Raw genomic sequence first — 26935 nt, 5'->3', positions numbered from 1 at the left:
ATACTCTTAATTTGATAACGGACAAATCCGTCTTTTCCTAATAAGAATCATTCCGTTCAGAAAAGATGCTCCAGGGCTACCTTCTAACATAACTATCTAGAGAACCTCCCAGCCAATGGTTCCCCTCTCTGAAGACGTTTCATGTTATACTCTTCCCCTTCAATGCATTTATGTGATTGTTAATTATTATATACAATAGTGTAAAAAACGAAACCTTATTCGTCAAGATAAATTTGAAACTACGGCTTTTATCTCTTTATGGAACTAATAAAAAAAGATAAGCAGGGTTCTCCCTACTTATCTTTTTTATCCCGCTATTTGCCGGACAGTAAGACCCCCACCTCAAAATTCGGCTGAAGCAAAGAAGTTAGGTGGAAGCCCCGCTGCCCGTAAGCGCCCGATTGGTGAAGGCTAATAATCAGTGGGGGATGAACAAACCCCCCACTGATTAAAGTTTCACTTTATCCGTTCCCTTGCTGGGCAGCTTGTAATTGCGAAAGGAAATATTCTGTATTGCTAATGAGCCAATGCGATTGCTGCAGGCTTTTCACCCCGCGAAGCTCATTTTCTTCATTACGACTCTTTCTTCTTTTCGTATACGACTGAATTTGCCGAATAAAATGCGACGGGTACGTCATATACGCAAACATAAGAATCTGCTCCTCTTTCGTAAACGGAAAATTTTTTTGATACATTTGATACCATTCAAAGCGGTCACTCCGCGCAATTGGATATGTGTTTAAAGACCTTGAATAAAAGCTGACGATATCCTGTACCGGTGTAGCAAACTGAGACTTTTCTAAACTAATAAAATAACCGTTTCGTTCATAATCAAATAAAAAGTGATTAAGCGATACATTTCCATGAACGAAAGTAGTACGTGTCGTTTCCTTTTCTTTCATTGCATCATGCCATTCACTTAATTGTTTCGTTGCGAACTCACGTGCTCTCATAACATGGTGATAATACGTACAATATTGTAATTCAAATGGCGACATATACCACTTCGCTTCAGATTCTACAAGAAACTCTTCTAATATCTCACCATCATTTTCCCAACGTTCGGATATATTTGTATAATGTTTTTCTAAATCTTCTTCTGTATAAGTTTCCTCTTTCACCGTTTTTTGATGCAACGTCCCGAGAGTTTGAAACATCTTATGGTATTGATCATTATCTTCGCCATTTCCTTCCGCACGTTCTAACCAAGGCATTAAATAATAGCTATACGTCCCATCACTTAAAACATAATTCCCGTCCGTCGCATGATAGATAGGTACATAATTCGAAAAACCTTTCTCCTTCAAATATTGAATATGGTGCAAAAAATTATTCCGCTCTAATTTTCTATCTTGTATTTTCTTTAACGCATACGGACCTTGATTCGTATAAATTTTCATTACACTTCCGTGCTCTTCCATATGCTGAGTGTCCAATCTATATTGCCTCACAATGGGTTCATAGCGATTTCGTAATTCAATATCCATACGAATAACCCTTTCTTATTCAAAACATAGCTTCTAGGAAAAGAAAAGAGGTGAGTGAAAAAACTCACTCACTTATTTCGCTGTTGCTTTTGAAACAGGAATATATATAATTTGCCCTGTAGTTAAATATATATCTTCTGATTGATTTACACGATATAAGCTTTGTACAGTCGTTTCATAACGTTCTGCAACCGATTCAATTGTGTCTCCTTCTTGTACGAAGTACATTCTTAACTTCGTAAATTCTTCTTCTGGTTCTTTCGTAAATAATTTCGTTAAATAAAGTGCATTTTCATCTCGCTGTGAATATGCTTCTTCCTCTGGCTCTTCCTGCTTTTTTGCTTTTTCTTTCTTGAAATTTTTCCGCCCGAACAATTCAAATTGTGGCGTCGTTTCTTGCTCCTCTTCACGCTCCACAAGTTCCTGTTCTTCTAATTCCTCTTCTTCTATTTCTTGCTCTTTTCTTTCTTCTAACTGAAACGGTTCAAATGCATAATCTTCCCATCCATCTGATTCTTTATAGGCTGGTACCTCTTCGTGCGGCGCAGGTCTACTTTCATCTTCTTCAGCTGAATCAGCTTCCAACTCGGCATACGCCGTCTCTTCCTCTTCATCCTCGGTTCTTTCTTCGTCACATAAACCTGTAATAGATATATCCGCTAATAGTTGTAAGCAACCATTTTCCTTTAATTCATAATCAAATTCCTCGATTGATACATATAATTCTTCAATTACTTTCACTCGATTTCTTGGAATTGATATTTCGAGCGGAAAGGAATGGACAAGCTCATTAACCCCGTCTGCCCTTGTTTCTACATAATCAATTGCCTTTGCTGGTGATAGCTCTCTTAATGAATAAGCTGAATCATCTTGCCTTGCAACGTACTCTCCCGTTAAATCTAATTGCCCTCTCACGATAACTTCATGATCGAGCTCCTCTATCTCAACGTCTGGATCTAACGAAATTGACAAAAGTTCTTCGACTTCCTGTCCCTTCTGGAACCAAACAGATTCTTTTAATGAAAATCGTAATGAATGATCTGTTGCCACTTCTTTTCCCCCTCCCAAACTATAGGTCATTACAGATTTATGTTCCCTAAGGCTACTTTATGAATAAAAAAAATCGCTCCCCTAATGGAAAGCGATTTTCTCTAAGAAATTATGCTTTTAATTTTGACATTGCAATTTCGGCCGCCGCAATTGTCGCCTCAATATCTGCATCACTATGTGCTGTCGATAAGAATAAACCTTCAAATTGAGAAGGTGGTAAAAATACACCTTGTTCTACCATTTCACGATAGTAAGCTGCAAAGAATTCTAAGTTTGAAGATTTTGCTGTATCATAATTAATAACTTGCTCATCTGTAAAGAAAATACCAATCATAGAACCTGCACGATTAATGTGATGCGGGATATTATGCTTTTCAGCTGCCTTACGTAGTCCAGCCTCTAACATTTCTGCTTTACGCTCAAATTCCACATATGATTCTGGTGTTAACTGCACTAACGTTTCATAGCCTGCTGTCATTGCAAGTGGATTACCCGATAATGTTCCGGCTTGGTAAATCGGTCCGCTTGGTGCAACTTGACGCATAATCTCTGCCTTCCCACCGTATGCTCCTACCGGCAAGCCACCACCGATTACTTTACCTAAACAAGTTAAGTCAGGAGTTACGCCGTAGTAACCTTGTCCACAATTATAAGCAACACGGAATCCAGTCATTACTTCATCAAAAATAAGTAGTGCACCGTTTTGCTCTGTCACTTCACGAAGTCCTTCTAAAAATCCTGGTTGTGGAGGAACAACACCCATATTCCCTGCCACTGGTTCTACAATTATACAAGCGATGTCATCACCGAATTGTTCGAAAGCATATTTTACACTTTCTAAATCGTTGTACGCTACTGTAATCGTATTTTTCGCTACACCTTCTGGTACACCAGGGCTATCTGGTAAACCTAGCGTCGCCACACCAGAACCTGCTTTAATTAATAAAGAATCACCATGACCATGATAACAACCAATGAATTTCAAAATTTTGTTACGCCCTGTATAACCTCGAGCTAAACGTAGTGCACTCATTGTCGCTTCTGTTCCAGAGTTAACCATACGTACAATCTCAATTGATGGCACGCGCTCAATAACAAGCTGTGCTAATTTATTTTCAATTTCTGTTGGGGCACCAAAGCTTGTTCCTTTTTCAGCAACAGCTTTTAAAGCCTCAACAACACGGTCGTTCGCATGACCATGAATTAAAGGTCCCCACGATAATACGTAATCGATGTATTCATTCCCATCGATATCATATACTTTAGAGCCTTTTCCGCGCTCCATAAACAGCGGATTCATACCAACAGACTTAAAGGCACGAACAGGGCTATTTACGCCTCCAGGCATTAAATTTTGTGCCTCTTCAAACGCCGCAATCGACTTATCGAACTTTTTCATTATTTAGCGCCTCCTTCTTGTAACCATCTTGCTGCATCTTTTGCATGATACGTAATAATCAAGTCTGCTCCTGCGCGTTTCATGCTAATTAATTTCTCAAGTACAACTTCTTTTTCATTAATCCAACCATTTTGCGCTGCTGCTTTAATCATCGAATATTCACCACTTACGTTATAAGCAACGACTGGTAAGTTAAAGCTATTTTTCACATCACGAACGATATCTAAATAAGAAAGAGCTGGCTTTACAATTAAGAAGTCTGCCCCTTCCATTACATCTGATTCTGCTTCACGGAATGCTTCCATACGATTCGCTGGGTCCATTTGATATGTTTTACGGTCACCGAACTGCGGTGCACCATGTGCTGCATCACGGAACGGTCCGTAAAATGCTGATGAATATTTCACAGCGTACGACATAACTGGTACATGCGCGAAACCATTTTCATCTAATGCATGGCGAATTGCTGTTACGAATCCATCCATCATATTTGATGGTGCAATAATGTCTGCGCCTGCTTTCGCTTGACTTACAGCTGTTTTTGCAAGAACTGCAAGAGACTCATCATTTAAAATAACGCCATCTTCTATAACACCGCAATGACCATGGCTTGTGAATTGACATAAACATGTATCTGCAACTACTACTAGCTCTGGGAACTCATCTTTAATTTGCTTAATTGCACGCTGTACAATTCCATGCTCACAATATGCCGATGATCCAACTTCGTCCTTTTCAGCAGGTAAACCAAATACAATAACAGAACGAATGCCTAAATCAACGACCTCTTGCATTTCAGCTTGCAATAAGTCTAAAGACATTTGATATACGCCTGGCATAGAAGGAACTTCATTACGAGTATTTTCTCCTTCTAATACAAAAATAGGGTAAATAAAATCTTCTGTATGTAAAAATGTTTCACGCACAAGTGCACGCATGCCCCCGCTTTGTCTTAGACGACGATGACGATTAAATTGTAAAGAATTCATAGATTTCTATCCCCATTCTTTTATTTTATCCCGCTATTTGCGGGCAGTAAGACCCCCACCTCAAAATTCGGCTGGAGCAAAGAAGTTAGGCGGGAGATCAACTGCCCGTAAACGCCCGATTGGTGAAGGCTAATAATCAGTGGGGGATGAACAAAACCCCCACTGATTAAAGTTTCACTTTATAGATTCACAAATGCATTGCAGTAATGCTTCTACAGTGTACTCTTTCGGCACAATAACATGTGGAAAATAAAGGAGCGCCTCTTTTTCCGTAATAGGCCCTATACAAGCAATTGTACATTTTTTCGTCCATTCTCTCCAGTTTGTACCCTCAAGTAAACGAACAAAACTATCAACAGTTGAAGGGCTCGTAAATGTAATAATATTTACTTCCCCTAATTTCAATGCTGTTATAAGTTCTTGTTTTTTCTCTACATTCACCTTCGTACCATATACGATTAGCTCATCTAGAAAAACACCAAATTCCCTAAGTTTAACCGGGATTACATCTCTTGCTAAATTCCCTTTCGGAAATAGAATGCACTCGTTTCCACTTAGTTTTCTTACAAACTCTTCTGCAAATACTTCTGCAACAAATGAAGTTGGAACAAAGTCCACTTGATAGCCCCTTTTTTCTAACTCTAATTTTGTTTTCACGCCTACCGCAGCAATTTTAATAGTTAATGGTATTTTCTTTTTCAAACCATCTAGAAAAAAAGCTACACCATTTTTACTCGTAAAAATAACCCAGTCATACAAATGTAGTTGCCTTGTTATACGTTGAATTTGCCTATGAGATGTGCCTTCCATACGCAAAAGCGGAATTTCCAATGGAATTCCGCTCCTTTCTTTCACTGCTACACTCATTTGTTTCGCTTGATGCTGGGCACGTGTAATCAATACTATTTTGCCAGCGAGAGCATCCATATTTATTGTTGCTCCTTATTTGCAGCAAGGATGAGCTCTTTTGCTCCTTGTTTAATTAAACGTTCCGCAGCCTCTAATCCAACTTGCTTCGGATCAGTGCCTACTACTATCTCTTTCAATAAAACAGAACCGTCCATAGAACCGACCAGCGCCGTTAATTCGATTGCATCATTTTCTTTAAGAGTTGCATATCCAGCGATTGGAACTTGGCATCCACCTTCAAGTTTATGAAGAAATACTCGTTCAGTAGCCACTGTTCTTTCTGTTACTGCATCATTAATATGTGCTAACAACTGAAGTAAATCCTTATCATCCTCACGACATTCAATCGCTAATGCGCCTTGTCCTACGGCTGGTACACATAACGTTTCGTCTAAATGTTCTGTAATAACTTCTCCGTCCCAGCCCATTCTCTGTAATCCAGCTGTCGCTAAAATAATTGCATCGTAATCTTCATCTTTTAACTTACGTAAGCGTGTATCGATATTCCCACGAATCCATTTCACTTGTAAATCTGGTCTCGCAGCTAGTAATTGTGCACTACGTCTCAAACTACTCGTCCCTAAGATCGCGCCTTCTGCTAAGTCTTTAAACAATTCTCCGTTTTTAGAAATAAAAGCATCACGAGGGTCAACGCGCTTTGGCGTACAACCAATCGTTAATCCATCTGGAAGTACAGCTGGCATATCTTTCATACTATGTACAGCCATATCAATTTCTTTCGTAAGCAACGCATGTTCAATTTCCTTTACAAATAAACCTTTTCCGCCTACTTTTGAAAGAGTAACATCTAAAATAACATCACCTTTTGTGACGATTTCTTTCACTTCAAATTCATATGGTAAACCAAGCGCTTTTAATTGATCGATAAACCAATTTGTTTGTGTTAATGCTAGTTTACTCTTTCGTGAACCTACAATAATTTTGCGCATAATTCTCTCTCCTCATTATAAATACCAAAAGTGGAAATTAGATAAACTGCTTAATAAAAAAATGTTAACTAGCATTACGAGAAATGCCCCGATATTCCACAGCACAATTTTCTTACCCTGCAACACATCTGCCGCTCGTAAATATAAGCCCACGCAATATACAAATAGAACGACAAAAGACCCGATTACTTTCGTATCATACCAATGGAAATTATCCAATTTTGTATATCCCCATATGCATCCTAATATAATTGCTAATAAGAAAAACGGAACAGAAAATAAATTTAATCCGTAAGACATAGATTCAAGCTTCGGCAAATTCCCTAACCTTCTTAATCTCGCATTCCATTTTTTCTTTTTTAATAGCCGATATTGCAATAAATACATAATAGAAAAAATAAACGATACAGTAAACGTTGCATAAGAAATAATCGCCATACCGACATGCACGTATACAAGTTCTGAAACTAATTGCTCTGCAAGTACTGGCGACATCTTTCCGAGCGGTGTAAAAATAGAAAAAGCGCTTACGCCAAATGCTACAACATTTGTAAAAAAGACTAAAAAGTCAATGCGCATAAATCGATTAATGACTAATGACATCGTAATCAATAACCAAACATAAAAATAAATCCCTGACAATAAAGTTAAAATAGGATTCGTTTCTGAATCTGTAGCCCTAAGCAACATAAAGATAGACTGCAATACCCATACAATCGAAAGTAACCAAAAAGCAAATCGGTTCGCCTTTCGGTTACTTTGAAAATAATCTATAAAATATAAACTAATGCTACAAGCATATAAAATAATTGCAATATGATAAATAATACTGTTATTTAAAAAACTCATCCGATCATCCTTCCAAGTTATAAAGATGGAACGGATGGTGTCCACGCTCTTTTATGTTCTACTTCTTCCGTATTTCCCGCTTCTTCCACTTCTAAATCAAAAATCTTCGCAAATAAAGCTAATTTTTCGCCAGCTCCCTCTTCAGCAGCTAATTCTTTTGCTACTAAAATTGGGTCTTTTAACAATTGATTAATAATACTTTTCGTATGTTTACTAATTACTTTTTTCTCACGATCACTAAGGTTTGGTATTTTTCGCTCAAGACTTTCCATCGTGTCACTTTGAATTGCTAGCGCTTTATCACGAAGAGCCGATATTAACGGTACAACACCAAGCGTACTTAACCACGTTTTAAATAAAACCATTTCCTCTTCAATCATAAATTGAATTTTCTCTGCTTCTTTTAAACGTTCAGCACGGTTTGCTTCAACTACACCTTGCAGATCATCGATATCATATAAGAAAGAGCCTTCTAATTCATCAATCGCAGGATCAATATCACGTGGTACTGCAATATCAACCATAAATAACGGACGACCAGAGCGCATTCTCTCTACTTTCGTCATCATCTCTTTCGTAATGACATATTCTGATGCACCCGTTGAACTAATTAAAATATCCGCTTCTAATAATGCACATTGCAATTCACTTAAAGGCTTTGCATGTCCCATATATTTCTCAGCCATCACTTCCGCTTTCGTAAGCGTCCTATTCATAACTGTTACTTTACGAGCACCGCTTCCGTATAAGTTTTGCAGTGCAAGTTCACCCATCTTACCCGCACCAAGAATAAGTACATGACAATCTGTTAAATCCCCAAATATTTTCTTTCCGAGCTCAACAGCAGCATAACTAACAGACATCGCACTTTCACCAATCGTTGTTTCTGAGTGCGCACGTTTTGCTAACGTAACCACTTGCTTAAACAACTCATTAAAAATTGTACCTGTCGCTTTTACTTGTTGCGCTTCTAAAAAGCTATCTTTTATTTGACCTAAAATTTGCGTCTCTCCAACAACCATAGAATCTAAACCGCACGTTACGCGGAATAAATGATCTATTGCGCCATCTTGTTCAAAAATAGACAAGTATGGTGCGACTTCTTCTATTTCAAGCTGAAACCAATCAGCTAAAAACTTCTTAATGTAATACCGTCCCGTGTGTAATTGATCGACAACAGCGTAAATCTCAGTGCGATTACAAGTTGATACAATGACATTTTCTAGTACGCTCTTTTGGTTTTGTAATGTAGTCATTGCTTGCTCTAGCTCTGCTGCCTGAAATGTGAGTTTCTCACGAAATTCTACAGGGGCTGTTCGATAATTTACACTAACAACAAGAATATGCACGCAGCATGTCCCCCTTCACCCGTTTTATCACTTTATCTACTATCATAATACAACTTTCCTCTTATGAATCTGACAATCGTGTGAACAACTGATTATTTTTTCTCCATATGTAATAAAGGAGCTTCAGTAAGATTAATAAAGAACTCTCTACTTTATAATGATTATAAAATAATAACTCTATTTGTACGTTACCAAAAAAAGTCCTCATAATCAAGTGATGGAAACTATTCCATATTAATTATAACATCATCTTTTCTATCTTCTTTCATCATGAAGGAAAATATGTATGATTGTTCCAAAATATAGTACTCACTTTCTCAATGCAATGCATTTGACATTGTATTTATTTTTCGTTATATTGATTTTACAAAATTAAATTGTGCACAATTTAAAAATATAAGGAGTTGCTTATGAAAGAAAATCCTTTACATCTAGATAACCAACTTTGTTTTTCTATTTACGCTTGTTCTAAAGAGGTTACTCGTTTTTACCGACCCTATTTAGAAGAAATGGGCATTACATATCCCCAGTACATTACTTTACTCGTACTCTGGGAACGAGACGGACTAACAGTAAAAGAAATTGGAGAACGTCTATTTTTAGATTCTGGTACTTTAACACCTATGTTAAAACGGATGGAATCATTAAAACTTGTACAACGTGTTCGTTCAAAAGAAGACGAGCGAAAAGTTTGTATTGAATTAACAGAACAAGGTAAAGATTTAAAAGAAATAGCTTGTTCATTACCGACAACGATGGCTACAAATTTAGGAATTACAAAGCAAGAATATCATTCTTTATTAATCCAATTAAACACATTAATTGAAACAATGAAAAAAATTGATGATAGAAAAGGGGAATAAACATGGATAAATTATATACTGCTTCAGTAACAGCTACAGGTGGAAGAAACGGTAAGGTAGTTTCAGATGATGGCATATTAAATCTTGATGTAAAAATGCCAAAAGCACTAGGTGGCGCAGGCGGAGAGGCAACAAATCCAGAACAATTATTTGCAGCTGGTTATGCAGCTTGCTTTGATAGCGCATTGCAACTTGTAATTCGTACAAAACGTATGAAAGTGGAAAGTACAGAAGTGACTGCACACGTTTCTATCGGTAAAGATACAGATGGTGGTTTCGGACTATCTGCTGTACTTGACGTACATGTTGCTGGTGTTTCTCATGCCGAAGCACAAGAACTTGTAGAAGCCGCTCACGGTGTATGTCCTTACTCTAAAGCAACAAGAGGAAATATTGAAGTTACATTAAACGTACGCTAAAGGTTTAGTAAATAAAAAAAACGCGCGACATTCGTCACGCGTTTTTTGTTTTTGTCATTCTATGAATTGCTTTCCATGCTTCTTCTTTTCCAAGTCCTGTTTCAGAAGAGAATAGAACGATTTCATCGCCAATTTCAACAGCAAGCGTTTCTTTTACAACTTTTAAATGCTTTTGCCATTTCCCTTTCGGAATTTTATCGGCTTTCGTTGCAATAATAATTGTTGGGATTTCATAATGCTTTAAGAAATCATACATCATAATGTCATCTTTTGTTGGTTGGTGACGTAAATCAACTACTAATACAGCTGCGTCTAATTGCGTACGTGTTGTAAAGTAAGTCTCAATCATTCTGCCCCATGCCGCGCGCTCTGTTTTAGATACTTTCGCATATCCATAACCTGGAACGTCAACAAAATGCATCATTTCATTGATTAAGAAAAAGTTCAGCGTTTGCGTTTTTCCTGGTTTAGAAGAAATACGTACTAACTTTTTACGATTTAAAATTTTATTAATAAAGGAAGACTTCCCGACATTAGAACGACCTGCTAAGGCAATTTCTGGTAAATCACTGTCTGGATATTGTTCCGGTTTAACGGCACTAATTACAATATCTGCTTTTGTTACTTTCATTGTTTCACTCCTACTAATGCGTGCTCCAATACTTCGTCTAAATGAGATGCAAGCACAAACGTAAGGTTTTCTTTTACGCTCTCTGGAATATCATCTAAATCTTTCTCATTTTCCGCCGGTAAAATAATTTTTGTTAATCCCGCGCGGTGAGCACTTAATGTTTTTTCTTTCAAACCACCAATTGGTAATACACGACCACGAAGTGTAATTTCACCTGTCATACCAACTTCTTTACTTACAGGAATACCTGTTAGTGCAGAAATAAGTGCCGTTGCCATCGTAATACCTGCTGACGGTCCATCTTTTGGAACTGCTCCTTCTGGAACATGAATATGAATATCGTTTTTCTCATGGAAATCCGGATCAATATGAAGTTCTTCTGCACGAGAACGAATATAGCTAAACGCGGCTTGTGCGGATTCTTTCATAACATCCCCAAGTTTCCCTGTTAAAATTAATTTCCCTTTTCCTGGCGCTACAGACACTTCAATTGCCAGTGTATCGCCGCCCGCTGCTGTGTATGCTAGACCTGTTGCCATACCAACTTGGTCTGTTTTTTCAGCTTGACCATAACGGAATATATGCTTACCAAGTAAATCAACAATATTTTTCTCTGTTACAACAATGCGCTTGCGTTCTGCTGTAACGATAATTTTTGCTGCTTTACGGCAAACTTTTGCAATTTGACGCTCTAACGTACGAACACCAGCCTCGCGTGTATAATAACGAATAATTTCAAGAAGCGCTTCATCACGCACTTGCAAATTACCTTTTCGCAAACCGTGCTCTTTTAATTGTTTCGGCAATAAATGCTCACGAGCAATGTGCACCTTTTCAAGTTCTGTATAACCAGCAATCGAAATGATTTCCATACGGTCAAGCAATGGGCCAGGAACACTTGCAAGTGTATTAGCAGTTGCAACGAACATAACTTTCGATAAATCATATGGCTCTTCAATGTAATGATCACTGAAGTTATGGTTTTGTTCTGGATCTAACACTTCAAGTAACGCCGCTGATGGGTCTCCCCTGAAATCGTTAGACATTTTATCAATCTCATCTAATAAGAAGACTGGATTAACTGTTTTTGCCTTTTTCATACCTTGAATAATACGTCCTGGCATCGCTCCTACATATGTACGACGGTGACCACGAATTTCAGATTCATCGCGCACACCACCAAGAGAAACACGTACAAAGTTACGATTTAACGATGTTGCAATAGAACGTGCTAACGATGTTTTCCCAACCCCAGGAGGTCCTACTAGACAAAGAATTGGTCCTTTTAATGAATTCGTTAACTTCTGTACAGCTAAATATTCAAGTACTCGCTCTTTCACTTTTTCAAGACCGTAATGATCTTTATTTAAAATTTCTTCCGAATGAGCGAGGTCAATCATATCCTCTGTTGCTGTTGTCCATGGGAGAGCTAATAACCAATCAATATAATTACGAATGACACCACTCTCAGCAGAACTTACAGGTAACTTTTCATAACGATCTAATTCTTTCAGTGCAGCCTGCATTGTTTCTTCAGGCATTCCCGACTGTTCAATTTTCTCACGAAGTTCTTCAACTTCCCCGCCCTTGCCTTCTTTATCACCAAGTTCAGTTTGAATCGCCTTCATTTGCTCACGTAAGAAATATTCTTTTTGCGTGCGCTCCATTGAACGCTTCACTTTTTGTCCAATTTTCTTTTCTAGGCTAAGTAACTCTTGTTCATCTTGAATAATTGAAATAAGTGTATGTAGTCGTTCTTTCACAGATACAATCTCTAAAATCTCTTGTTTCTGCTTCGTTTTAATCGGTAAGTGAGAAGCAATTAAATCAGCTAGTCTTCCGGGTTCTTCTACATCAGCTACCGTTGCAAATGTTTCATTTGAAACTTTTTTCGAAACTTTAATATATTGTTCGAAATGCTCCAGTAACGTACGCATAAGAGCCTTCTCTTCTAAATCATCTTCTACTTCTTCAGCTACTGTTCTAATAGAAACTTGTACCAGACTTTCTTCTTCGATAAACTCTACTACTTCTGCTCTATGTAAACCTTCTACAAGGACACGAAGCGTACCGTTCGGCAATTTTAACATTTGCTTCACTTTCGCCACTGTACCTACACTATATATGTCATCTTCTTTAGGATCGTCGATATTCATTTCTTTTTGCATTGCTAAAAAGATGATATTTTCATCCATTGCCGCCTGCTCTAGTGCTTGTATCGATTTATCACGTCCTACATCAAGATGCAGAACCATCGTTGGATATACGAGAATGCCTCTTAATGGTAGGAGGGGTACAATTCTTTCATTCGTATTCATACTAGACATAGCACCTCCATAATAAATTAAACTCCTGTTCAACTATTTTATATTACAATACATCTAGATGCAATTGCAGAGATTCTTCGCAATTGTAAATCTCCTGTTTTTTTGTGCCTCACGAAAAGAAAAAAGACTTCGCTTAAGCATACAAACTTAAACGAAGTCTGGCAAATTTTTATTATTGTATATTCTCACATTGATTGCGCATCTGTTTCATCCAAAGCAGTATGTGCATCAAGCTCACGATGCATATTTTCCTGCATAAATGTTAATTCAAATACTTCTTTTAATTTGCGAACAGGAATGATCTCAATTCCCTTTATTGTATACAAAAATGGTTGCATGTTTTCAGCCGGAATGATGACTTTCTTAGCTCCCGCTTTTTTCGCAGCTTTTATTTTTGCATACACACCACCAATAGGCTTCACTTCTCCATGGATACTTATCTCACCTGTCATCGCTACTTCATTATTCACATACGTACGATGCACCGCTGAATAGACACCTGTTGCCATAGCAATACCTGCTGAAGGACCATCAATCGGGATACCACCAGGAAAATTAATATGTATATCATACCCTTCTGGCAACACATCTAGAGAACGAAGTACTGTTAACACATTATCAACAGAACCTTTCGCCATACTTTTACGGCGGATTGATTTCGTTTGGCTACCAATACTTTCCTCTTCTACAATTCCAGTGACATTTACTGACCCTTTATCTTTCGCAGGAATAGCTGTTACCTCAATTTCTAATAACGTACCTGTATTCGGCCCATATACAGCAAGCCCGTTCACAAGACCGATTCTCGGAATTGGATAAATACGTTTTTCGTACTTTGGTGTAAGCTGACTAGAATGAACAACCCACTCAATATCTTCATCTTTAATGAAAGGTCGTTCTTCATTTATCGCCATACCAGCAGAAATTTGCACGAGATTAATTGCTTCTCGTCCATTTCTTGCATACATTCCAATCATTTCGATACCGTTCTCACCTACTTGCATTTCCACTTTGTCAGCTGCATTTTTCGCTACTTTTTGAATTTCTTCTGTATCTAACTCACGGAAGAACACTTCTAAACAACGCGACCTAATTGCAGGAGGAATTTCCTCTGGTGAACGCGTCGTTGCACCAACTAAGCGAAAATCTGCAGGTAAACCTTTTTGAAAAATATCATGTATATACGTTGGAATCATCGAATTTTCTTCACTATAGTACGCACTTTCCAAAAATACTTTCCGATCTTCTAACACCTTTAGCATTTTATTCATTTGAATTGGATGTAATTCACCAATCTCATCAATGAACAAAATACCACCATGCGCATCTGTTACAGCCCCTTTTTTCGGTTGCGGGATACCCGCTTGCCCCATTGCACCTGCTCCTTGATAAATCGGGTCATGCACTGAACCAATTAATGGATCCGCAATACCACGCTCATCAAACCTGGCTGTCGTTGCATCAAGTTCGATAAATGTTGCATTTGTACGAAATGGAGATTTCGGATTTCGTTTCGCTTCTTCTAACACAAGGCGTGCTGCCGCTGTCTTTCCGACACCTGGCGGACCGTATATGATCACATGTTGCGGATTAGGACCACAAAGAGCCGCTTTTAACGACTTAATCCCGTCTTCTTGCCCTACAATGTCTACAAAGGATGTAGGACGTACCTTTTCCGCAAGTGGCTCTGTTAAAGAAACCTCACGCATCTTACGAAGCTGCTCTAATTCTTTTTTCGATTCTCGATCAATTGAAACTTTTTGTGTTCGCTGATTTCGAAGTAAATGCCAAAAGTACAATCCGACAATTACGCCAAAAACAAGTTGAACAAGTAAAAATATATTTGTCCAGCTCATAATTCATTTCCTCCCGCTATGTTTTACCTTTTAGTATTTCCTGGGAGGAATAGTGCTAAACATAAAGAAAAACAGCAATTATAAAAATTGCTGTTTCTTCTTCGCATTATGCAGATGTTTTTGTATCAAGTACAGTACCGTCTTGTAACACCAATTTTGGCGGTTCATTATCAACTACTGTTTCTTTCGTAAGAATACACTTCTCGATATCTTTGCGAGATGGCAGTTCGAACATTACATCAAGCATCAAGCCTTCAATAATAGAACGAAGTCCACGAGCACCTGTTTTACGTTCAATTGCTTTTTTCGCAATCTCAACTAGTGCACCTTCTTCAAACTCTAACTCAACATCGTCAAGCTCCAATAGTTTTTGGAATTGCTTAACAAGTGCATTTTTCGGTTTAGTTAAAATATCTACAAGAGCATCTTCATCAAGCGGCTCTAGGTTCGCAATAACTGGAAGACGACCGATAAACTCCGGAATTAAACCGAATCTTAAAAGATCCTCTGGTAAAACGTGAGATAAAACATGCTTCTCATTTACATCAGCATTTTTCTTCTCAGCACCAAATCCAATTACTTTCTCACCAAGGCGACGTTTAATAATAGGCTCGATGCCATCAAACGCTCCACCACAAATGAATAGGATGTTCGTTGTATCAATTTGAATAAACTCTTGATGCGGGTGCTTACGACCACCTTGAGGTGGAACGCTTGCTACAGTACCTTCTAAAATTTTCAGAAGTGCCTGCTGTACGCCTTCACCAGATACATCACGTGTAATTGATGGATTTTCGGACTTACGTGCCACTTTATCAATCTCATCAATATAAATGATTCCTTTTTCCGCTTTCTCTACATCATAATCAGCTGATTGGATTAATTTTAGTAAGATGTTTTCTACATCTTCCCCTACATATCCAGCTTCTGTTAAAGATGTTGCGTCCGCGATCGCAAATGGAACATTTAAAATACGCGCTAATGTTTGTGCCAATAATGTTTTACCACTACCAGTTGGCCCAATAAGTGAAATATTACTCTTCGCCAATTCTACATCATCAATTTTGCTGTTAGAATTAATGCGTTTGTAATGGTTATATACCGCTACCGCTAGTGCTTTTTTCGCGTTATCTTGTCCGATGACATACTCATCTAAGATTTCACGAATTTCTACCGGTTTCGGTACATCTTTGAATTCTACTTCTTCGTCCTTCGCAAGCTCCTCTTGTACAATTTCAGTACAAAGCTCAATACACTCGTCACAAATGTAAACACCTGGACCTGCAACTAGCTTTCGAACTTGCGTTTGTGTTTTACCACAGAAAGAACATTTCAATTGACCTTTTTCATCATTAAATTTAAACATATTTTCACACCCCTTACAAAGTGCTAACCTCTTGCCTTCGTATGTACACGATAAATGTATCGTATGTAAATACATATTATGTCACTACGTGGCGAGAAATACAAATAATATGACTAGTTATGTACAAATAAAAAAATTTTAAAACTTTTGAAATATGTATATTCGACTTACAAAGGAACTTTTCCTTCTTCATCGAAAAGTTTTATAAATATATTTCTATATTTATAAAACAAGGCACGATTAAAATCGTGCCTTGTTATTTTATTATGCAGCGTTGTCTACTAAGAAGTCTACAGCTTTACGCACTTTAAGATCTTCAGATAAAGCGTCTACGCTTCCAAGAGCTTGCTTGATAGCGTCTACTGGCATACCGTACATTTCAGCCATTTTTTCAACTTCTGCAGTTACTTCTTCTTCAGTAACTTCGATGTTTTCAGCTTCAATGATAGCTTCAAGAACAAGATTGATTCTTACACGTTTTTGTGCATCCTCTTTCATTTGCTCTTTTAATTTGTCAGCGTCAGTACCTGTGAATTGGTAGTAAAGCTCAAGGTTCATACCTTGTTGGCTTAAACGTTGCTCGAATTCACGAACCATACGATCTAACTCAGTGTCGATCATAGCTTCTGGAATGTCGATTTCAGCGTTAGCAGCAGCTAATTCTACTACTTCGTCACGTACTTTGTGCTCAGCTTCGTGCTTCTTGCCTTCTTCTAAGTTTGTACGAAGTTTTGTTTTTAATTCATCAAGAGTTGTAACTTCTTCGTCAGCATCTTTAGCGAACTCGTCGTTTAACTCAGGAAGTTCTTTTGTTTTGATTTCGTGAATTGTTACGTTGAATTTCGCTGGTTTACCAGCTAATTCAGCAGCATGGTACTCTTCTGGGAATGATACTTCAACTTCTTTAGAATCACCAGATTTAAGACCAATTACTTGCTCTTCGAAACCTGGGATGAAAGTACCAGAACCGATTGCAAGAGAATAGTTTTCGCCTTTTCCGCCTTCAAATGCTTCGCCATCAACGAAACCTTCGAAGTCGATTACAGCTGTATCACCATCTGCAACAGTTCCTTCTTCTTTAACAACTAGTTCAGCTTGACGCTCTTGTAAAGCTTTTACTTCGTTCTCTACATCCTCGTCAGTTACAGTTGTTTCAACTTTTTCTACTGCTAAACCTTTGTAATCACCTAATTTAACTTCAGGTTTTACAGTAACTTTTGCAGTGAAAATTAAGTTTTGGCCTTTTTCGAATTTCTCGATGTCAATCTCAGGATGAGCAACTGGGAAGATACCAGCTTCATCGATTGCTTCACCGTATGCTTTTGGTAAGATGATATCTAAAGCATCTTGGTATAAAGATTCAATACCAAAGCGTTGTTCGAATAATGGACGAGGCATTTTTCCTTTACGGAAACCTGGTACATTAATTGTTTTTACTACTTTTTTGAATGCAGCGTCGATAGAGTTATTTACTTCTTTAGCATCAACTTCGATTGTTAAAACGCCAACGTTACCTTCTGATTTTTCCCATTTCGTAGACATTTATTCTTTCCCTCCAACTATAATAATGTATGCACATACCTCTATAGATTAAGATTTTTATTATCTCTTTTTTGAAATAACAAATGTACAAATAACCCTCTAGCAAAAAGCTTTCAGATACAATGTTCCAATCTACTAATTGTCTAAAAGACAACTACGGTATATTTTGTTCGAGACTAATATGAAACATATTAAGTAAGAGAATTATACTCCTCTTCTCTTACAAACAGGCAGATTTCTGCCTTTTGCAACCCTTACATTATAACATAGAATGTGCTCGTTTCAATAACTGAACGATTCTTTTTCATAATTATACGGGCAAATACCCTTCTCTTTCAATGCGCAGTAACCATTGATAGGCAATATGAAATTCCTCAAACTCAATATTGTATGCTGTCATAAGTTCTTCTTCATCAATAGCCAATCCGAAACGCTTTCTTCCAATTCTCTCTAAGACGGCAGCCCAAATTTCTACTTTATCCATTAATAGAGGGAATGGGAAAATGCTAATTTGTAATTCTTTCCAGTATGTAACCATTGCATCAAATATATCCGGATAATTTTGCTCTAACCGGTTTGAGAATTTATGTATAATTTTATCGGATTGCTCCTCATTATGACCTACAAATGCTGGAATCACCTTTATCGTATTCCCAAACTTCTCTACTTCAATCTCTTCTTCTATTTGATTTTCTACCATTTTATACAAAATAGAAGTTTTTAAATAAGGGTGCTGATCTTCGTCTATTAAAAATTTCTTTAAAGTAGGAAGTGCGAGATCCAGGTCTTTTAACGAAAGTTTCTGGATCACCCTTAGCTTTTGACCAAAGTTTTCTCCAAAAAGCAAATTGGCGAATTCTTCTAATTCAAAATTCGAATCCACTAGCGGTATATCTTCTTCATTCAGCATCCCTTGCGCAAACAAAGCAAGCTGCGCCAATTTTTCCTTTTGCTCAGGAATTATATCTTTCGTTTGCAAAACTTCCTCAACAGTTTCGATGACACCTTCATAATCATTTGTTTGAACTAAAATAGTTACATACGTTTCAAGAATATCACCAAATAATACAGCTCCTATTTCAAGCAACTGCTTACATTTTTCTTTCGCTTCTTCCATACGTTTTAATTCTAGCAAACAAATAACTGAAGCTAATTCTGTTTGTTCCGTTTCTGCATTATACTGACGTAATATTTCAAAGCAGCGCAATGCATCTTCGAATTCCCGCTCTTTCAACGCTAAAAAACCTTTATCAATATAGCGTTCTGATAGTTGCGGAAACAATACGACCGTATTTTCTTTTTTATCCATACGTCCGCCTCTTTTTTTAGATTTTAATGATCTTCAAAGTAAATATATCAAATGCGTAATGAGAACACAACATTCCAAAATTATTTATTTGAAATATAGGAATATTCTATTTTCGTAACGAAAAGCAACAAACTTTTAAATGAAATTCATTTTTCACAAACAAAAACCCTCAGCAACAGACGCAGAGGATTCATCATTAACGGAAAGCTTTTATAATTGTGGGGTATATAACAAGGGTAATAATTTGGAGAACAATAATTGCCATAACAATCATGCTAAAATAGAAGATCGGTTTACTTCGCTTCATTAAAAACATAATAATAAGCATCGTACAAGCAAACAAACTTAAAAAGAACAAACTTGTTGTCGAACTAAGTATACCACTCGGGACAAAGAACAATAAAACTACACTACAAGTACCTATAATTCCAAATAACCATTCCATCCATTCACTCATTCCCTTTCCCTCTCATGGCAGTTTTTTCTACGCTACTAAATGTTTTACAACATCAATTACATATGTTAACTTTTCATACGCCACAAACCCAAAAGCTACTGTTAAACCCGTTACGATTAATCCCTTCATCATCTCTTCCTCCTCATGTATCGTTGTTATCTTCATTATATAGGATTAGTAATTTGTTACCATCGAACTTCCTTACACTTACCTTACAGAGTTGTAAGATTTCAAAAATAAGTTTAAAATCATGTTAATATATTTTTGTACAATTAAGAATTTAATTTACAAGGGGGATTATATATGTTCAAAAAAATGGCTGCTGATGTTTTAGGTTTAAGCGATGTAGGTTCTGTCATCACACCGAAAGATTACGATAAGGTCGATGCTGATGATTACGTTATGCATGAAGATGGAGAGAAAATTTATTTTCTTATTAAATCAAAATCGGATGAATATTGTTTCACAAACAAAGGATTAATTCATCTAGATGGTACAAGTGCCACAAGCAAAAAACGTACATTACGCCGCTTTAGCTATAGTAAATATCAAATTAAAAACGTAGCACTCGAAACTGCAGGAACGATTGATTTAGATGTAGAAATTAAATTTCAAATGGGAGATGAGCATTACTCAATTGATGTTCATAAAAAACATATTGAAGAATTAAAAGATTTATATAAGGCTTTACTTAAAATCGAAGAAATCTCATACGACAACGACATTACATTGCAGTATGCACATAAAAGTTTAGATATGGCATCTAACGCTTTCAGCCGTATTTCAAATGCACAAGTAAATTTAGCAGAACAGTTTAAAGAAATGAACGATATCGCCTTTAACTGGCTCGTTGATACGAAAAAGCAATATAATGTGAAAGATTACGGTTTTGTCTTTGAAAAGTTTATTAATAACTAATTTAAAACAAACAAAAAACCTTGTTATCAAAAGATAACAAGGTTTTGTTAGCGTCCCAGGAGAGATTCGAACTCCCGTTCCGTCATTTACCTACGATATATAAACGACTCTTTCATCGTTTGCTGAACGTTCATTTGGGCGGTCAACTGACCGTTTTTGTTAATTAATATTATACGCTATAGTACGGCTCTACGTCAACGTTGAAAACTCTTTTATTCTACCGATTTTCCTATCGACGATTCTGACGCATTTAGATGATACTATATCCACGGAAGACAAGATAATCGTCTCAAATTGTGTTTCTCAGCGCGCCTTTCCGAACTTATAGCCGAAAAAAGACGTAGATACAAAATCCACGTCCCTCTCACCGCTATTACACCTTAAGCCTCTCAAAGAACTCACGAAGCGCAATCTCTATAATATCATCACGATTGATTCGAAGCACATCTTCGACTGTACCTAATTTCGAACATATCTCCTTGCCGATATTCACCGTCCTGCTAACCTTTTCTTTCGATCCACTTTCTCTAATGCGTTCATGCAACGAATGAATTGGATTAGTATTCTTCTGTGCCAAAATCTTTTCCTTTTCTTGCTTGATCTCATTAACTGCGTTTTTAATCGTAACCAATTCGCTCATGAGCTTTCCTAACGTATTTACTTCTTTTTTCGTATGTGCATCATTTGTAGTTTCTGGCTTCTTTGCATCGGCAACCTTTACAAATTCTCGGATATCCGCTTTTAAAGGCGCCTCTCCTTCTCCTGTAAAATACCAACCTATACCACCTTTTTTACTATGTTTATACCCTGCGTTGTTTAGCCCCTTTAGCAACCTTTTATCACACATGCCAATTTTTTTTCCAACTTCCTTAGCGTTACTTTCTTTCAACGACGTTATTACTTCCTCGATTTTCACATGATCATCTCCTTCTTCTTATTACGCAACTTGCGTAATATTGTATTATCTAATTTTTACAATATTATCTTCTAAATATATCACATAAATAATAAAAAAGGTGTAGCAAATCTGCCGCTCACCTCACTTCCGCCCGTCTCTTAATCTAATTAAATCGAAATAGAACGCATATAGTCTATAAAAAGAAAGACAGACGAAGTGATGCCCGCCCATCTCCGCACTATTTTATATATTTTGATCGCAGGCTAAATATATCTTCGCCCTCGTGAATACCCGCCGCTCCCTTCCTCACGTTTTTTAAGACAGTCCAATTTGGGTTAGTTTCATCACCGATGTTCTGTATTGTAAAGTTGCCGTCACCATATTTTCGGTGACCTTCTGCCAATTTCTCCGTTATATCATTCTCGTTTGCTCTCGCCATCTTTGCGCCATCTCCCTTTTTTATACAACCTTCTTAAACTGTCCAACCAATCACACGTCCAGTCAATTGGAGATCCTCGCTTTCCGCTTCGTTTAATTGTAACACACTGTCGGGGATAAGTTCCGATAACGGCTGCCAAATCACACTAGAAACGTTATTTTCTTTGAATGTGAATGAGCCGATGCCAGCTACGCTAAACGATGCGATCCCATTCGTTACCAATCTATATCGTTTACGCATAAAAAAGCGACTAGAGCCGAAGCCCTAGCCGATCATTTTCGATTATTTCGTTTTAGCTAACGCCTTAACGACTTCTTCTTCCTTGACAGTTTCGTCGCCTAAGATATATAGAGTGCCGTCATTCTTGGTATCGTGGTTTTTTGCATATAGTCTACAAAAAGAAAGAAAGGCGGGATATTCCCCGCCAATCTTCGCTAAACTTATCGACCTCTTGATCGCTCTAGACTTCGCTGCTGCTTCGCCATTTCCTGACTTACCTGTTGAGCTAACTTCGGAAGATCCTGATCGTCACGTACGCTCATTTCGGCAACATTGATGTTCACACTCATCGTAGTATTTCCGACCTGATCGCCTTGCGGTTTAGAGAACGCCGATACCGTAGAAGGTCGATTCGCAGTACGAAGAAGGTTAAATAGACCCGCCTGTTGTGCCTGCGTTAATACCATCTCGTTTTTAAGTAGTCGCGCATCTACTTCGTCGAACTTCGGTCGATTTGCGACTAGACCGCGAGGCGATCCGCCGTTATGATACTTCGGTTTCTTCGTTACTTGATGAAGAGTCCCGCCGTTATGTCGCTTCTCTGCGTTTCCGAAGATGTTGTTTACCGTTCGTGTGATCGACTCTTTGATATCGAGGAATATGCTTTTCCTTTCAGGTTTCGTCGCCTCTCGCTTGATCTCGTCAAGACGTGCTTTCGCCTGCTTGTCGTCCATATCTAAAGGCTTCGTCACTTCCTGCTTACCTTTGCGATCTGTTTCATCGATCTTCGCATTAGCATCGGAATTATTCCCCTTTAGGTTCTTCGTATTTTCTTTCTTCGCCTTGTTATCAGTTTTATCGATTTCAGAATTTACATGACTATTGTCGCCTTTAGTCTTTTTGGTGTTCTCCTTCTGCGCCTTCTTATCGCTTTTTTCGATTTCAGCGTTAACATGAGAGTTATCACCCTTCGTCTTCTTCGTGTTTTCCTTTTGCGCCTTTTTGTCGGTCTTGTCCGCCTCATTATTAGCGTGCGAGTTGTCACCTTTCGTCTTCTTCGTCGCTTCCCGCTCTGCGTTGGCTTGGAGATCCTCCGCATCTTTCTTCGCCTTGTCTACGTTCATATTTACTTTTTTATCGATAGGCTTTTCTAGACCGTCGTTCATATCCTCGATAACCCCTAGCGTATCTTCGAATCCTTGCTTATACATATCTTGATTAGACTTGGCGTTATTGATTGCGTCTTTCGCTTCGTTTAACTTATCTACATTTTGCGATGCTGCATCTAGCGTCTTTTGTTGCTCGTCAGTTAATCCGCCCGCTGCCTCTTTTTGTGCTTCGAGTTCTTTTACGACGTTCTGCTCCGCATTTAACTTTTCTTGAATCGCTGCTACTGCATCTTTTGTCGCAGCTTGTACGCCTATCGACGCTAGTTGCTCTTGTACGATTAGATCTGTAGTTCTTTCGCTCATTTGTAACTTTTGTTGCGCAGAATTTAAATGACCTCTTAATTCTGTACCTGCTGCCTTGTTTGCGGCTAGTTCTGCATTAGCATTCATTAACGTATTTCTGCGATTGTCTAAAAGTTTCGCCGTATTCTCGATCCCTTTTTCGTCGCCGCGGTTTATAGCGTCTTGATGCTGCTTTCGCATACTATCGTAGCGAGATTGCGCTTCGGCTTGTGCCTTTTCTAGATTCCCACGCTCTTTTAACGACTCTTGATAGTTCTTCGATGCCTCGACCATGTCTTCGAGATCCTTTTTCTGATTAATCATAAGCTGCGTTTGTTGTAACTCTAGTTCGATACGTTGCATTTCCTTATATGATTCAGATAGTTTTCGCGCTTCGTCCGCAGTTTTAACGATCGCATTTCCTTTGCTATCGAATGCCGTCGCAGTAGCAGGTGCTTTTGCGATAATCTCGGAATTGACCGATAAATATTCGTTCATTTCCTCTTTAGTTACGCCCGCTCTTTGACCTAACTGCTCGTACTCTTCGATCATTTTTTGTTTACTGTCGCCCTCTTCGGCTTTTGCGATTTCGTTTTGTAAGTCCTTATATCGCAGTAACTCGTCTGTACTTAGACCGATCTTCCCGCGTAATTCATCATGTTTATTAGCCAGATTATTCATTGAATCCGCTTGCTCACCTAACGATTTATACGTATCTAGTGAGACCTCTTTGTATTCTCGTGTAGACCCCGACGCTTTCATAAGTACAGTCGTTAAAGCTCCGACCGCTAGCGATACACCTGCGACCCATGCCGTAGCAGGATTCGTTAATAATGTAGCGCCTAGTAACCTAACCGCTGCGATAACTTTATTCATGTTATTTGCGACTAACATCGCGCCTGACGCGAAGGCTGCTGCCGCTAGTCCACCCGCTAAGAATGCAGGATCTAATTGAGATAGTCCGCCGATTAGCATCGCTGCTCCCTGTGCTACCGCAGTAAAAGCAGGTAATAGCGCCTGTCCTAGATTGATCGCTAAACCTTCTGACGCAGACTTAACTTGATTCCATGCGCCAATTAGCGTATCTTGTTGGATCTTCGCTACACGTTCCGCAGTTCCGCCCGATTCTTCTAATGTCGTTTTATACTTTTGTAGTGCAGGTTGTCCTTGTGCTAGTAACGCTAAGAATCCCGCCGACGCTTCCGTCCCAACTAATTGCGCTGCTGTTACGGTCTTTTGTGCGTCTGTCATGCCTTCCATTTTTCCGCTAATGTGACCGATCAACTCGGGTAATGGCTTGAATTGTCCATTTGCGTCTACTACGCTGATCCCTAACTTATCGAAGGCTTTTGCGGTTTGTCCTGTCGGATTCGCTAAAGATAGTAATGCAGCACGTAGAGACGTACCTGCTTGCGATCCTTGAATACCTGCATCGGACATTTTCGCTACTGCCGCAGCTGCGTCGGTGATATCCCAACCTAATGCGTTTGCTACTGGTGCAACGTATTTCATAGCCATGCCTAATTGATTCATATCAGTATTCGCAGTTGTGAATGTCTTTGCTAAAACATCGGTTGCAAAACTTGTATCTTGCGCAGACAATCCGAACCCCGTCATAATGTTCGATGCGATGTCCGCCGCAGACCCTAGATCGATTGCACCTGCCGCAGCTAGGTTTAATACAGATGGAATTGCGTCGATTGAGTCCTGCGCCTTGAATCCCGCTAAAGATAAGAACGCTAAACCGTCCGCCGCCTGACTTGCGCTGAACTGTGTAGACGCTCCGAGATCCTTCGCCGTATTTTCTAGCGCCTTGAATTCGACGTCTGTAGCTCCTGATATCGCCTTAACCTTCGCCATTGACTGCTCAAAGGTTGCCGCAGCTTTAACCGATGCACCTACCGAAGCTACTATAGCTATCCCTGCGGCTGCCGATGCTTTGTTTAATGTCGATATACCTTTCGAGGTGTCTTGCGCTCCCTTTCCTAGCCCTTGCATATCTTGTCTTGCTTGATTTACGCCCTGTCGAAACTGAGCGTTATCTAGTACGAGTTTCGCTCTTACTTCTCCCGCGTTCGCCATTTTTTAATCATTCCTTTCTTCATTCTTTTAACACAATAAAAAAGGCGCTCCCCTCATTGGAGAACACCTGTCATCGTTTATTTAATTCGCATTTAAGTGGCGTGCTGACACCATGCCTTGAATAACCGTAGCTTTCTTTTTCACTTTCGGATCGGTTACAGGTTGGTCGCTCCATCTCGCGTACACCATTCCTGGTCGTCGCTTCGGCGCGAACATTGCTTTTGCTTCCTCATTTGTTAGCATCGGCTCTTGTACTTCTGTCACCTCTTCGCCTAATTCCTCATTAACCTTCTTCGCATCTTTCTTGATTTCTACCATATTATCGCATCCTTCCCGTTATATCGATATGATAGAGAGGATAAAAATCCTCTCGCTCCCGTATTACTCGCTATATAAGTCGTGCCCAAATCGTCTATGATTCTCGACTTTCTTTTCTACGAATGCGACCGTTTCCGCATGGTCTTCGAAATAGGTAGCAGACTTGTTTACGTATTGCCCCGCAACGTGCCCGATATTATCCGTGATTGCCGTTTGTGTTGCCCCTACGGCGAATGAGCCTTGTTTCATTTGATTAATGTCTCTTAGTTGCGCTTTGATACCATCGAAATTATCGACCTGTGACGCCTTCGTTAGTTTGTTCGACATTACTAGAAGTTGCGGGCGAATGTGTGTGAGGTTATGACCCTTGCCTACTAGTTCCGCCAGTTGTCCTGTAAAATAGTCTTGAATTTCTAACGCCGTCTTTCCGTTACCACTCGCTAGTTCTACCATGCGGTCTAGATATTTCATAGTTAGTTTTTGGTCGGACGCTAGTAGCACCTTTGTTTTTAGGTCTTTGATTTCCGCATCATATAGAATACGGTCGGTTGCCTCTAGGTCTTCGTAATCAGGCGTTAACTTCGCTCGCACTTGCTTTTCAGCTTCGTCTAGCAACGCATTATACTTCTCTCGGCGGTCTTTCATTTCCACCATTAACGTATATTCAGCCATCTTTTTCACCCGCTCTCTCTTTTCGAGTTTCCCCTTATATGATAGGCTGTTATCACCTTCGATTTTCGCAAGCATTTCGTATAATCCATCCTGCCCTCGTAATAAACCTTGTACATAGCTAGCTGTACCGCTTTTGATTCCGTATGCTTCCGTAATTAGTTCCTTGATAGTTTTAGTGTTTCCCAT

General features: G+C 38.7%; 24 protein-coding genes and 1 other annotated feature (1 of these 25 running past the window's edge). Of the genes, 3 read left to right on the top strand and 21 right to left on the bottom strand.

Annotated elements, in window-relative coordinates:
* Nucleotides 1-172, bottom strand: a binding site (T-box leader) (it extends 60 nt beyond the left edge of the window).
* Nucleotides 173-461: 289 nt separating this feature from the next.
* From ysxE to hemA, 8 genes are all read right to left on the bottom strand, one after another.
* Entirely contained in the window at nucleotides 462-1487 is a 1026-nt protein-coding gene (gene ysxE, locus MKX77_RS02245) for a spore coat protein YsxE (RefSeq protein WP_002112053.1), read from the bottom strand.
* 72 nt (nucleotides 1488-1559) lie between these two features.
* Nucleotides 1560-2567, bottom strand: a complete 1008-nt coding sequence (gene spoVID, locus MKX77_RS02240) for a stage VI sporulation protein D (RefSeq protein WP_215554305.1) — start codon at nucleotides 2565-2567, stop codon at nucleotides 1560-1562.
* A gap of 79 nt (nucleotides 2568-2646) precedes the next feature.
* The gene (gene hemL / locus MKX77_RS02235; protein WP_002112056.1) at nucleotides 2647-3936 is read right to left on the bottom strand and encodes a glutamate-1-semialdehyde 2,1-aminomutase; all 1290 of its coding nucleotides are present in this window, start codon (nucleotides 3934-3936) and stop codon (nucleotides 2647-2649) included.
* On the bottom strand, nucleotides 3936-4925 hold the full coding sequence (hemB, locus tag MKX77_RS02230; RefSeq protein ID WP_002112058.1) for a porphobilinogen synthase: 990 nt from the start codon (nucleotides 4923-4925) through the stop codon (nucleotides 3936-3938). The genes hemL and hemB overlap by 1 nt, the downstream gene beginning before the upstream one ends.
* 174 nt (nucleotides 4926-5099) lie before the next feature.
* Nucleotides 5100-5852, bottom strand: coding sequence for a uroporphyrinogen-III synthase (gene hemD, locus MKX77_RS02225; protein WP_341305705.1), 753 nt, complete (start codon nucleotides 5850-5852; stop codon nucleotides 5100-5102).
* A gap of 2 nt (nucleotides 5853-5854) precedes the next feature.
* Nucleotides 5855-6784, bottom strand: coding sequence for a hydroxymethylbilane synthase (hemC, locus tag MKX77_RS02220; protein WP_341305704.1), 930 nt, complete (start codon nucleotides 6782-6784; stop codon nucleotides 5855-5857).
* 15 nt (nucleotides 6785-6799) lie between these two features.
* Nucleotides 6800-7633, bottom strand: coding sequence for a cytochrome c biogenesis protein (locus MKX77_RS02215; protein WP_215554308.1), 834 nt, complete (start codon nucleotides 7631-7633; stop codon nucleotides 6800-6802).
* Between the two features lie 17 nt (nucleotides 7634-7650).
* Entirely contained in the window at nucleotides 7651-8982 is a 1332-nt protein-coding gene (gene hemA, locus MKX77_RS02210; protein WP_002112063.1) for a glutamyl-tRNA reductase, read from the bottom strand.
* Nucleotides 8983-9392: 410 nt separating this feature from the next.
* Here hemA and MKX77_RS02205 point away from each other — a divergent pair, with 410 nt between their 5' ends.
* The gene (locus MKX77_RS02205) at nucleotides 9393-9845 is read left to right on the top strand and encodes a MarR family winged helix-turn-helix transcriptional regulator (RefSeq protein WP_215554310.1); all 453 of its coding nucleotides are present in this window, start codon (nucleotides 9393-9395) and stop codon (nucleotides 9843-9845) included.
* A gap of 2 nt (nucleotides 9846-9847) precedes the next feature.
* Nucleotides 9848-10264, top strand: coding sequence for an organic hydroperoxide resistance protein (locus tag MKX77_RS02200; RefSeq protein WP_002015349.1), 417 nt, complete (start codon nucleotides 9848-9850; stop codon nucleotides 10262-10264).
* Nucleotides 10265-10298: 34 nt separating this feature from the next.
* Here MKX77_RS02200 and yihA read toward each other — a convergent pair whose 3' ends face one another.
* The 7 genes from yihA to MKX77_RS02165 all read right to left on the bottom strand — a co-directional run bounded on the left by yihA (nucleotide 10299) and on the right by MKX77_RS02165 (nucleotide 19740).
* Nucleotides 10299-10895, bottom strand: coding sequence for a ribosome biogenesis GTP-binding protein YihA/YsxC (yihA, locus tag MKX77_RS02195; RefSeq protein WP_215554311.1), 597 nt, complete (start codon nucleotides 10893-10895; stop codon nucleotides 10299-10301).
* A complete protein-coding gene (gene lon, locus MKX77_RS02190; protein WP_341305703.1) occupies nucleotides 10892-13222 on the bottom strand; it encodes an endopeptidase La in 2331 nt (776 codons plus the stop codon). The genes yihA and lon overlap by 4 nt, the downstream gene beginning before the upstream one ends.
* 185 nt (nucleotides 13223-13407) lie before the next feature.
* Nucleotides 13408-15078: an ATP-dependent protease LonB gene (gene lonB / locus MKX77_RS02185; protein ID WP_215554313.1), complete on the bottom strand. Its 1671-nt coding sequence runs from the start codon at nucleotides 15076-15078 to the stop codon at nucleotides 13408-13410.
* A 106-nt stretch (nucleotides 15079-15184) separates the two neighbouring features.
* Nucleotides 15185-16444 (bottom strand): ATP-dependent protease ATP-binding subunit ClpX, encoded by a 1260-nt coding sequence (gene clpX, locus MKX77_RS02180; RefSeq protein WP_215554314.1) that lies wholly within the window; start codon nucleotides 16442-16444, stop codon nucleotides 15185-15187.
* A gap of 264 nt (nucleotides 16445-16708) precedes the next feature.
* A complete protein-coding gene (tig, locus tag MKX77_RS02175; protein ID WP_215554315.1) occupies nucleotides 16709-17986 on the bottom strand; it encodes a trigger factor in 1278 nt (425 codons plus the stop codon).
* A gap of 310 nt (nucleotides 17987-18296) precedes the next feature.
* Nucleotides 18297-19295, bottom strand: coding sequence for a hypothetical protein (locus MKX77_RS02170; RefSeq protein ID WP_215554316.1), 999 nt, complete (start codon nucleotides 19293-19295; stop codon nucleotides 18297-18299).
* 196 nt (nucleotides 19296-19491) lie between these two features.
* A complete protein-coding gene (locus MKX77_RS02165; protein ID WP_215556637.1) occupies nucleotides 19492-19740 on the bottom strand; it encodes a hypothetical protein in 249 nt (82 codons plus the stop codon).
* Between the two features lie 315 nt (nucleotides 19741-20055).
* On the opposite strand from MKX77_RS02165, the gene MKX77_RS02160 reads away from it, so the two are divergent.
* Nucleotides 20056-20670, top strand: coding sequence for a PH domain-containing protein (locus MKX77_RS02160; protein WP_002112079.1), 615 nt, complete (start codon nucleotides 20056-20058; stop codon nucleotides 20668-20670).
* Between the two features lie 373 nt (nucleotides 20671-21043).
* On the opposite strand, the gene MKX77_RS02155 is transcribed toward MKX77_RS02160, so the two are convergent.
* The 6 genes from MKX77_RS02155 to MKX77_RS02130 all read right to left on the bottom strand — a co-directional run bounded on the left by MKX77_RS02155 (nucleotide 21044) and on the right by MKX77_RS02130 (nucleotide 26935).
* On the bottom strand, nucleotides 21044-21586 hold the full coding sequence (locus MKX77_RS02155) for a CopG family transcriptional regulator (RefSeq protein ID WP_341305702.1): 543 nt from the start codon (nucleotides 21584-21586) through the stop codon (nucleotides 21044-21046).
* A 220-nt stretch (nucleotides 21587-21806) separates the two neighbouring features.
* Complete coding sequence (locus MKX77_RS02150; RefSeq protein WP_201031839.1) at nucleotides 21807-22007, bottom strand: cytoplasmic protein; 201 nt, start codon at nucleotides 22005-22007, stop codon at nucleotides 21807-21809.
* A 33-nt stretch (nucleotides 22008-22040) separates the two neighbouring features.
* Entirely contained in the window at nucleotides 22041-22247 is a 207-nt protein-coding gene (locus MKX77_RS02145; RefSeq protein WP_341307992.1) for a hypothetical protein, read from the bottom strand.
* Between the two features lie 200 nt (nucleotides 22248-22447).
* Nucleotides 22448-25759 (bottom strand): phage tail tape measure protein, encoded by a 3312-nt coding sequence (locus MKX77_RS02140; protein WP_341305701.1) that lies wholly within the window; start codon nucleotides 25757-25759, stop codon nucleotides 22448-22450.
* A gap of 81 nt (nucleotides 25760-25840) precedes the next feature.
* The gene (locus MKX77_RS02135) at nucleotides 25841-26077 is read right to left on the bottom strand and encodes a hypothetical protein (RefSeq protein WP_341305700.1); all 237 of its coding nucleotides are present in this window, start codon (nucleotides 26075-26077) and stop codon (nucleotides 25841-25843) included.
* Nucleotides 26078-26140: 63 nt separating this feature from the next.
* Complete coding sequence (locus MKX77_RS02130) at nucleotides 26141-26935, bottom strand: hypothetical protein (RefSeq protein WP_341305699.1); 795 nt, start codon at nucleotides 26933-26935, stop codon at nucleotides 26141-26143.

The sequence above is a fragment of the Bacillus sp. FSL R9-9410 genome (genome assembly GCF_038050385.1).
Taxonomy (GTDB): domain Bacteria; phylum Bacillota; class Bacilli; order Bacillales; family Bacillaceae_G; genus Bacillus_A; species Bacillus_A cereus_U.
This window is presented reverse-complemented; position numbering and strand designations above follow the sequence as displayed.

Bases quoted from the DNA above. Each gene is read 5' to 3' on its own strand.
- ysxE (WP_002112053.1), bottom strand. From the start codon at position 1,487: ATGGATATTGAATTACGAAATCGCTATGAACCCATTGTGAGGCAATAT.
- spoVID (WP_215554305.1), bottom strand. From the start codon at position 2,567: ATGACCTATAGTTTGGGAGGGGGAAAAGAAGTGGCAACAGATCATTCA.
- hemL (WP_002112056.1), bottom strand. From the start codon at position 3,936: ATGAAAAAGTTCGATAAGTCGATTGCGGCGTTTGAAGAGGCACAAAAT.
- hemB (WP_002112058.1), bottom strand. From the start codon at position 4,925: ATGAATTCTTTACAATTTAATCGTCATCGTCGTCTAAGACAAAGCGGG.
- hemD (WP_341305705.1), bottom strand. From the start codon at position 5,852: ATGGATGCTCTCGCTGGCAAAATAGTATTGATTACACGTGCCCAGCAT.
- hemC (WP_341305704.1), bottom strand. From the start codon at position 6,784: ATGCGCAAAATTATTGTAGGTTCACGAAAGAGTAAACTAGCATTAACA.
- MKX77_RS02215 (WP_215554308.1), bottom strand. From the start codon at position 7,633: ATGAGTTTTTTAAATAACAGTATTATTTATCATATTGCAATTATTTTA.
- MKX77_RS02205 (WP_215554310.1), top strand. From the start codon at position 9,393: ATGAAAGAAAATCCTTTACATCTAGATAACCAACTTTGTTTTTCTATT.
- MKX77_RS02200 (WP_002015349.1), top strand. From the start codon at position 9,848: ATGGATAAATTATATACTGCTTCAGTAACAGCTACAGGTGGAAGAAAC.
- yihA (WP_215554311.1), bottom strand. From the start codon at position 10,895: ATGAAAGTAACAAAAGCAGATATTGTAATTAGTGCCGTTAAACCGGAA.
- lon (WP_341305703.1), bottom strand. From the start codon at position 13,222: ATGTCTAGTATGAATACGAATGAAAGAATTGTACCCCTCCTACCATTA.
- lonB (WP_215554313.1), bottom strand. From the start codon at position 15,078: ATGAGCTGGACAAATATATTTTTACTTGTTCAACTTGTTTTTGGCGTA.
- clpX (WP_215554314.1), bottom strand. From the start codon at position 16,444: ATGTTTAAATTTAATGATGAAAAAGGTCAATTGAAATGTTCTTTCTGT.
- tig (WP_215554315.1), bottom strand. From the start codon at position 17,986: ATGTCTACGAAATGGGAAAAATCAGAAGGTAACGTTGGCGTTTTAACA.
- MKX77_RS02170 (WP_215554316.1), bottom strand. From the start codon at position 19,295: ATGGATAAAAAAGAAAATACGGTCGTATTGTTTCCGCAACTATCAGAA.
- MKX77_RS02165 (WP_215556637.1), bottom strand. From the start codon at position 19,740: ATGGAATGGTTATTTGGAATTATAGGTACTTGTAGTGTAGTTTTATTG.
- MKX77_RS02160 (WP_002112079.1), top strand. From the start codon at position 20,056: ATGTTCAAAAAAATGGCTGCTGATGTTTTAGGTTTAAGCGATGTAGGT.
- MKX77_RS02150 (WP_201031839.1), bottom strand. From the start codon at position 22,007: ATGGCGAGAGCAAACGAGAATGATATAACGGAGAAATTGGCAGAAGGT.
- MKX77_RS02145 (WP_341307992.1), bottom strand. From the start codon at position 22,247: ATGCGTAAACGATATAGATTGGTAACGAATGGGATCGCATCGTTTAGC.
- MKX77_RS02140 (WP_341305701.1), bottom strand. From the start codon at position 25,759: ATGGCGAACGCGGGAGAAGTAAGAGCGAAACTCGTACTAGATAACGCT.
- MKX77_RS02135 (WP_341305700.1), bottom strand. From the start codon at position 26,077: ATGGTAGAAATCAAGAAAGATGCGAAGAAGGTTAATGAGGAATTAGGC.
- MKX77_RS02130 (WP_341305699.1), bottom strand. From the start codon at position 26,935: ATGGGAAACACTAAAACTATCAAGGAACTAATTACGGAAGCATACGGA.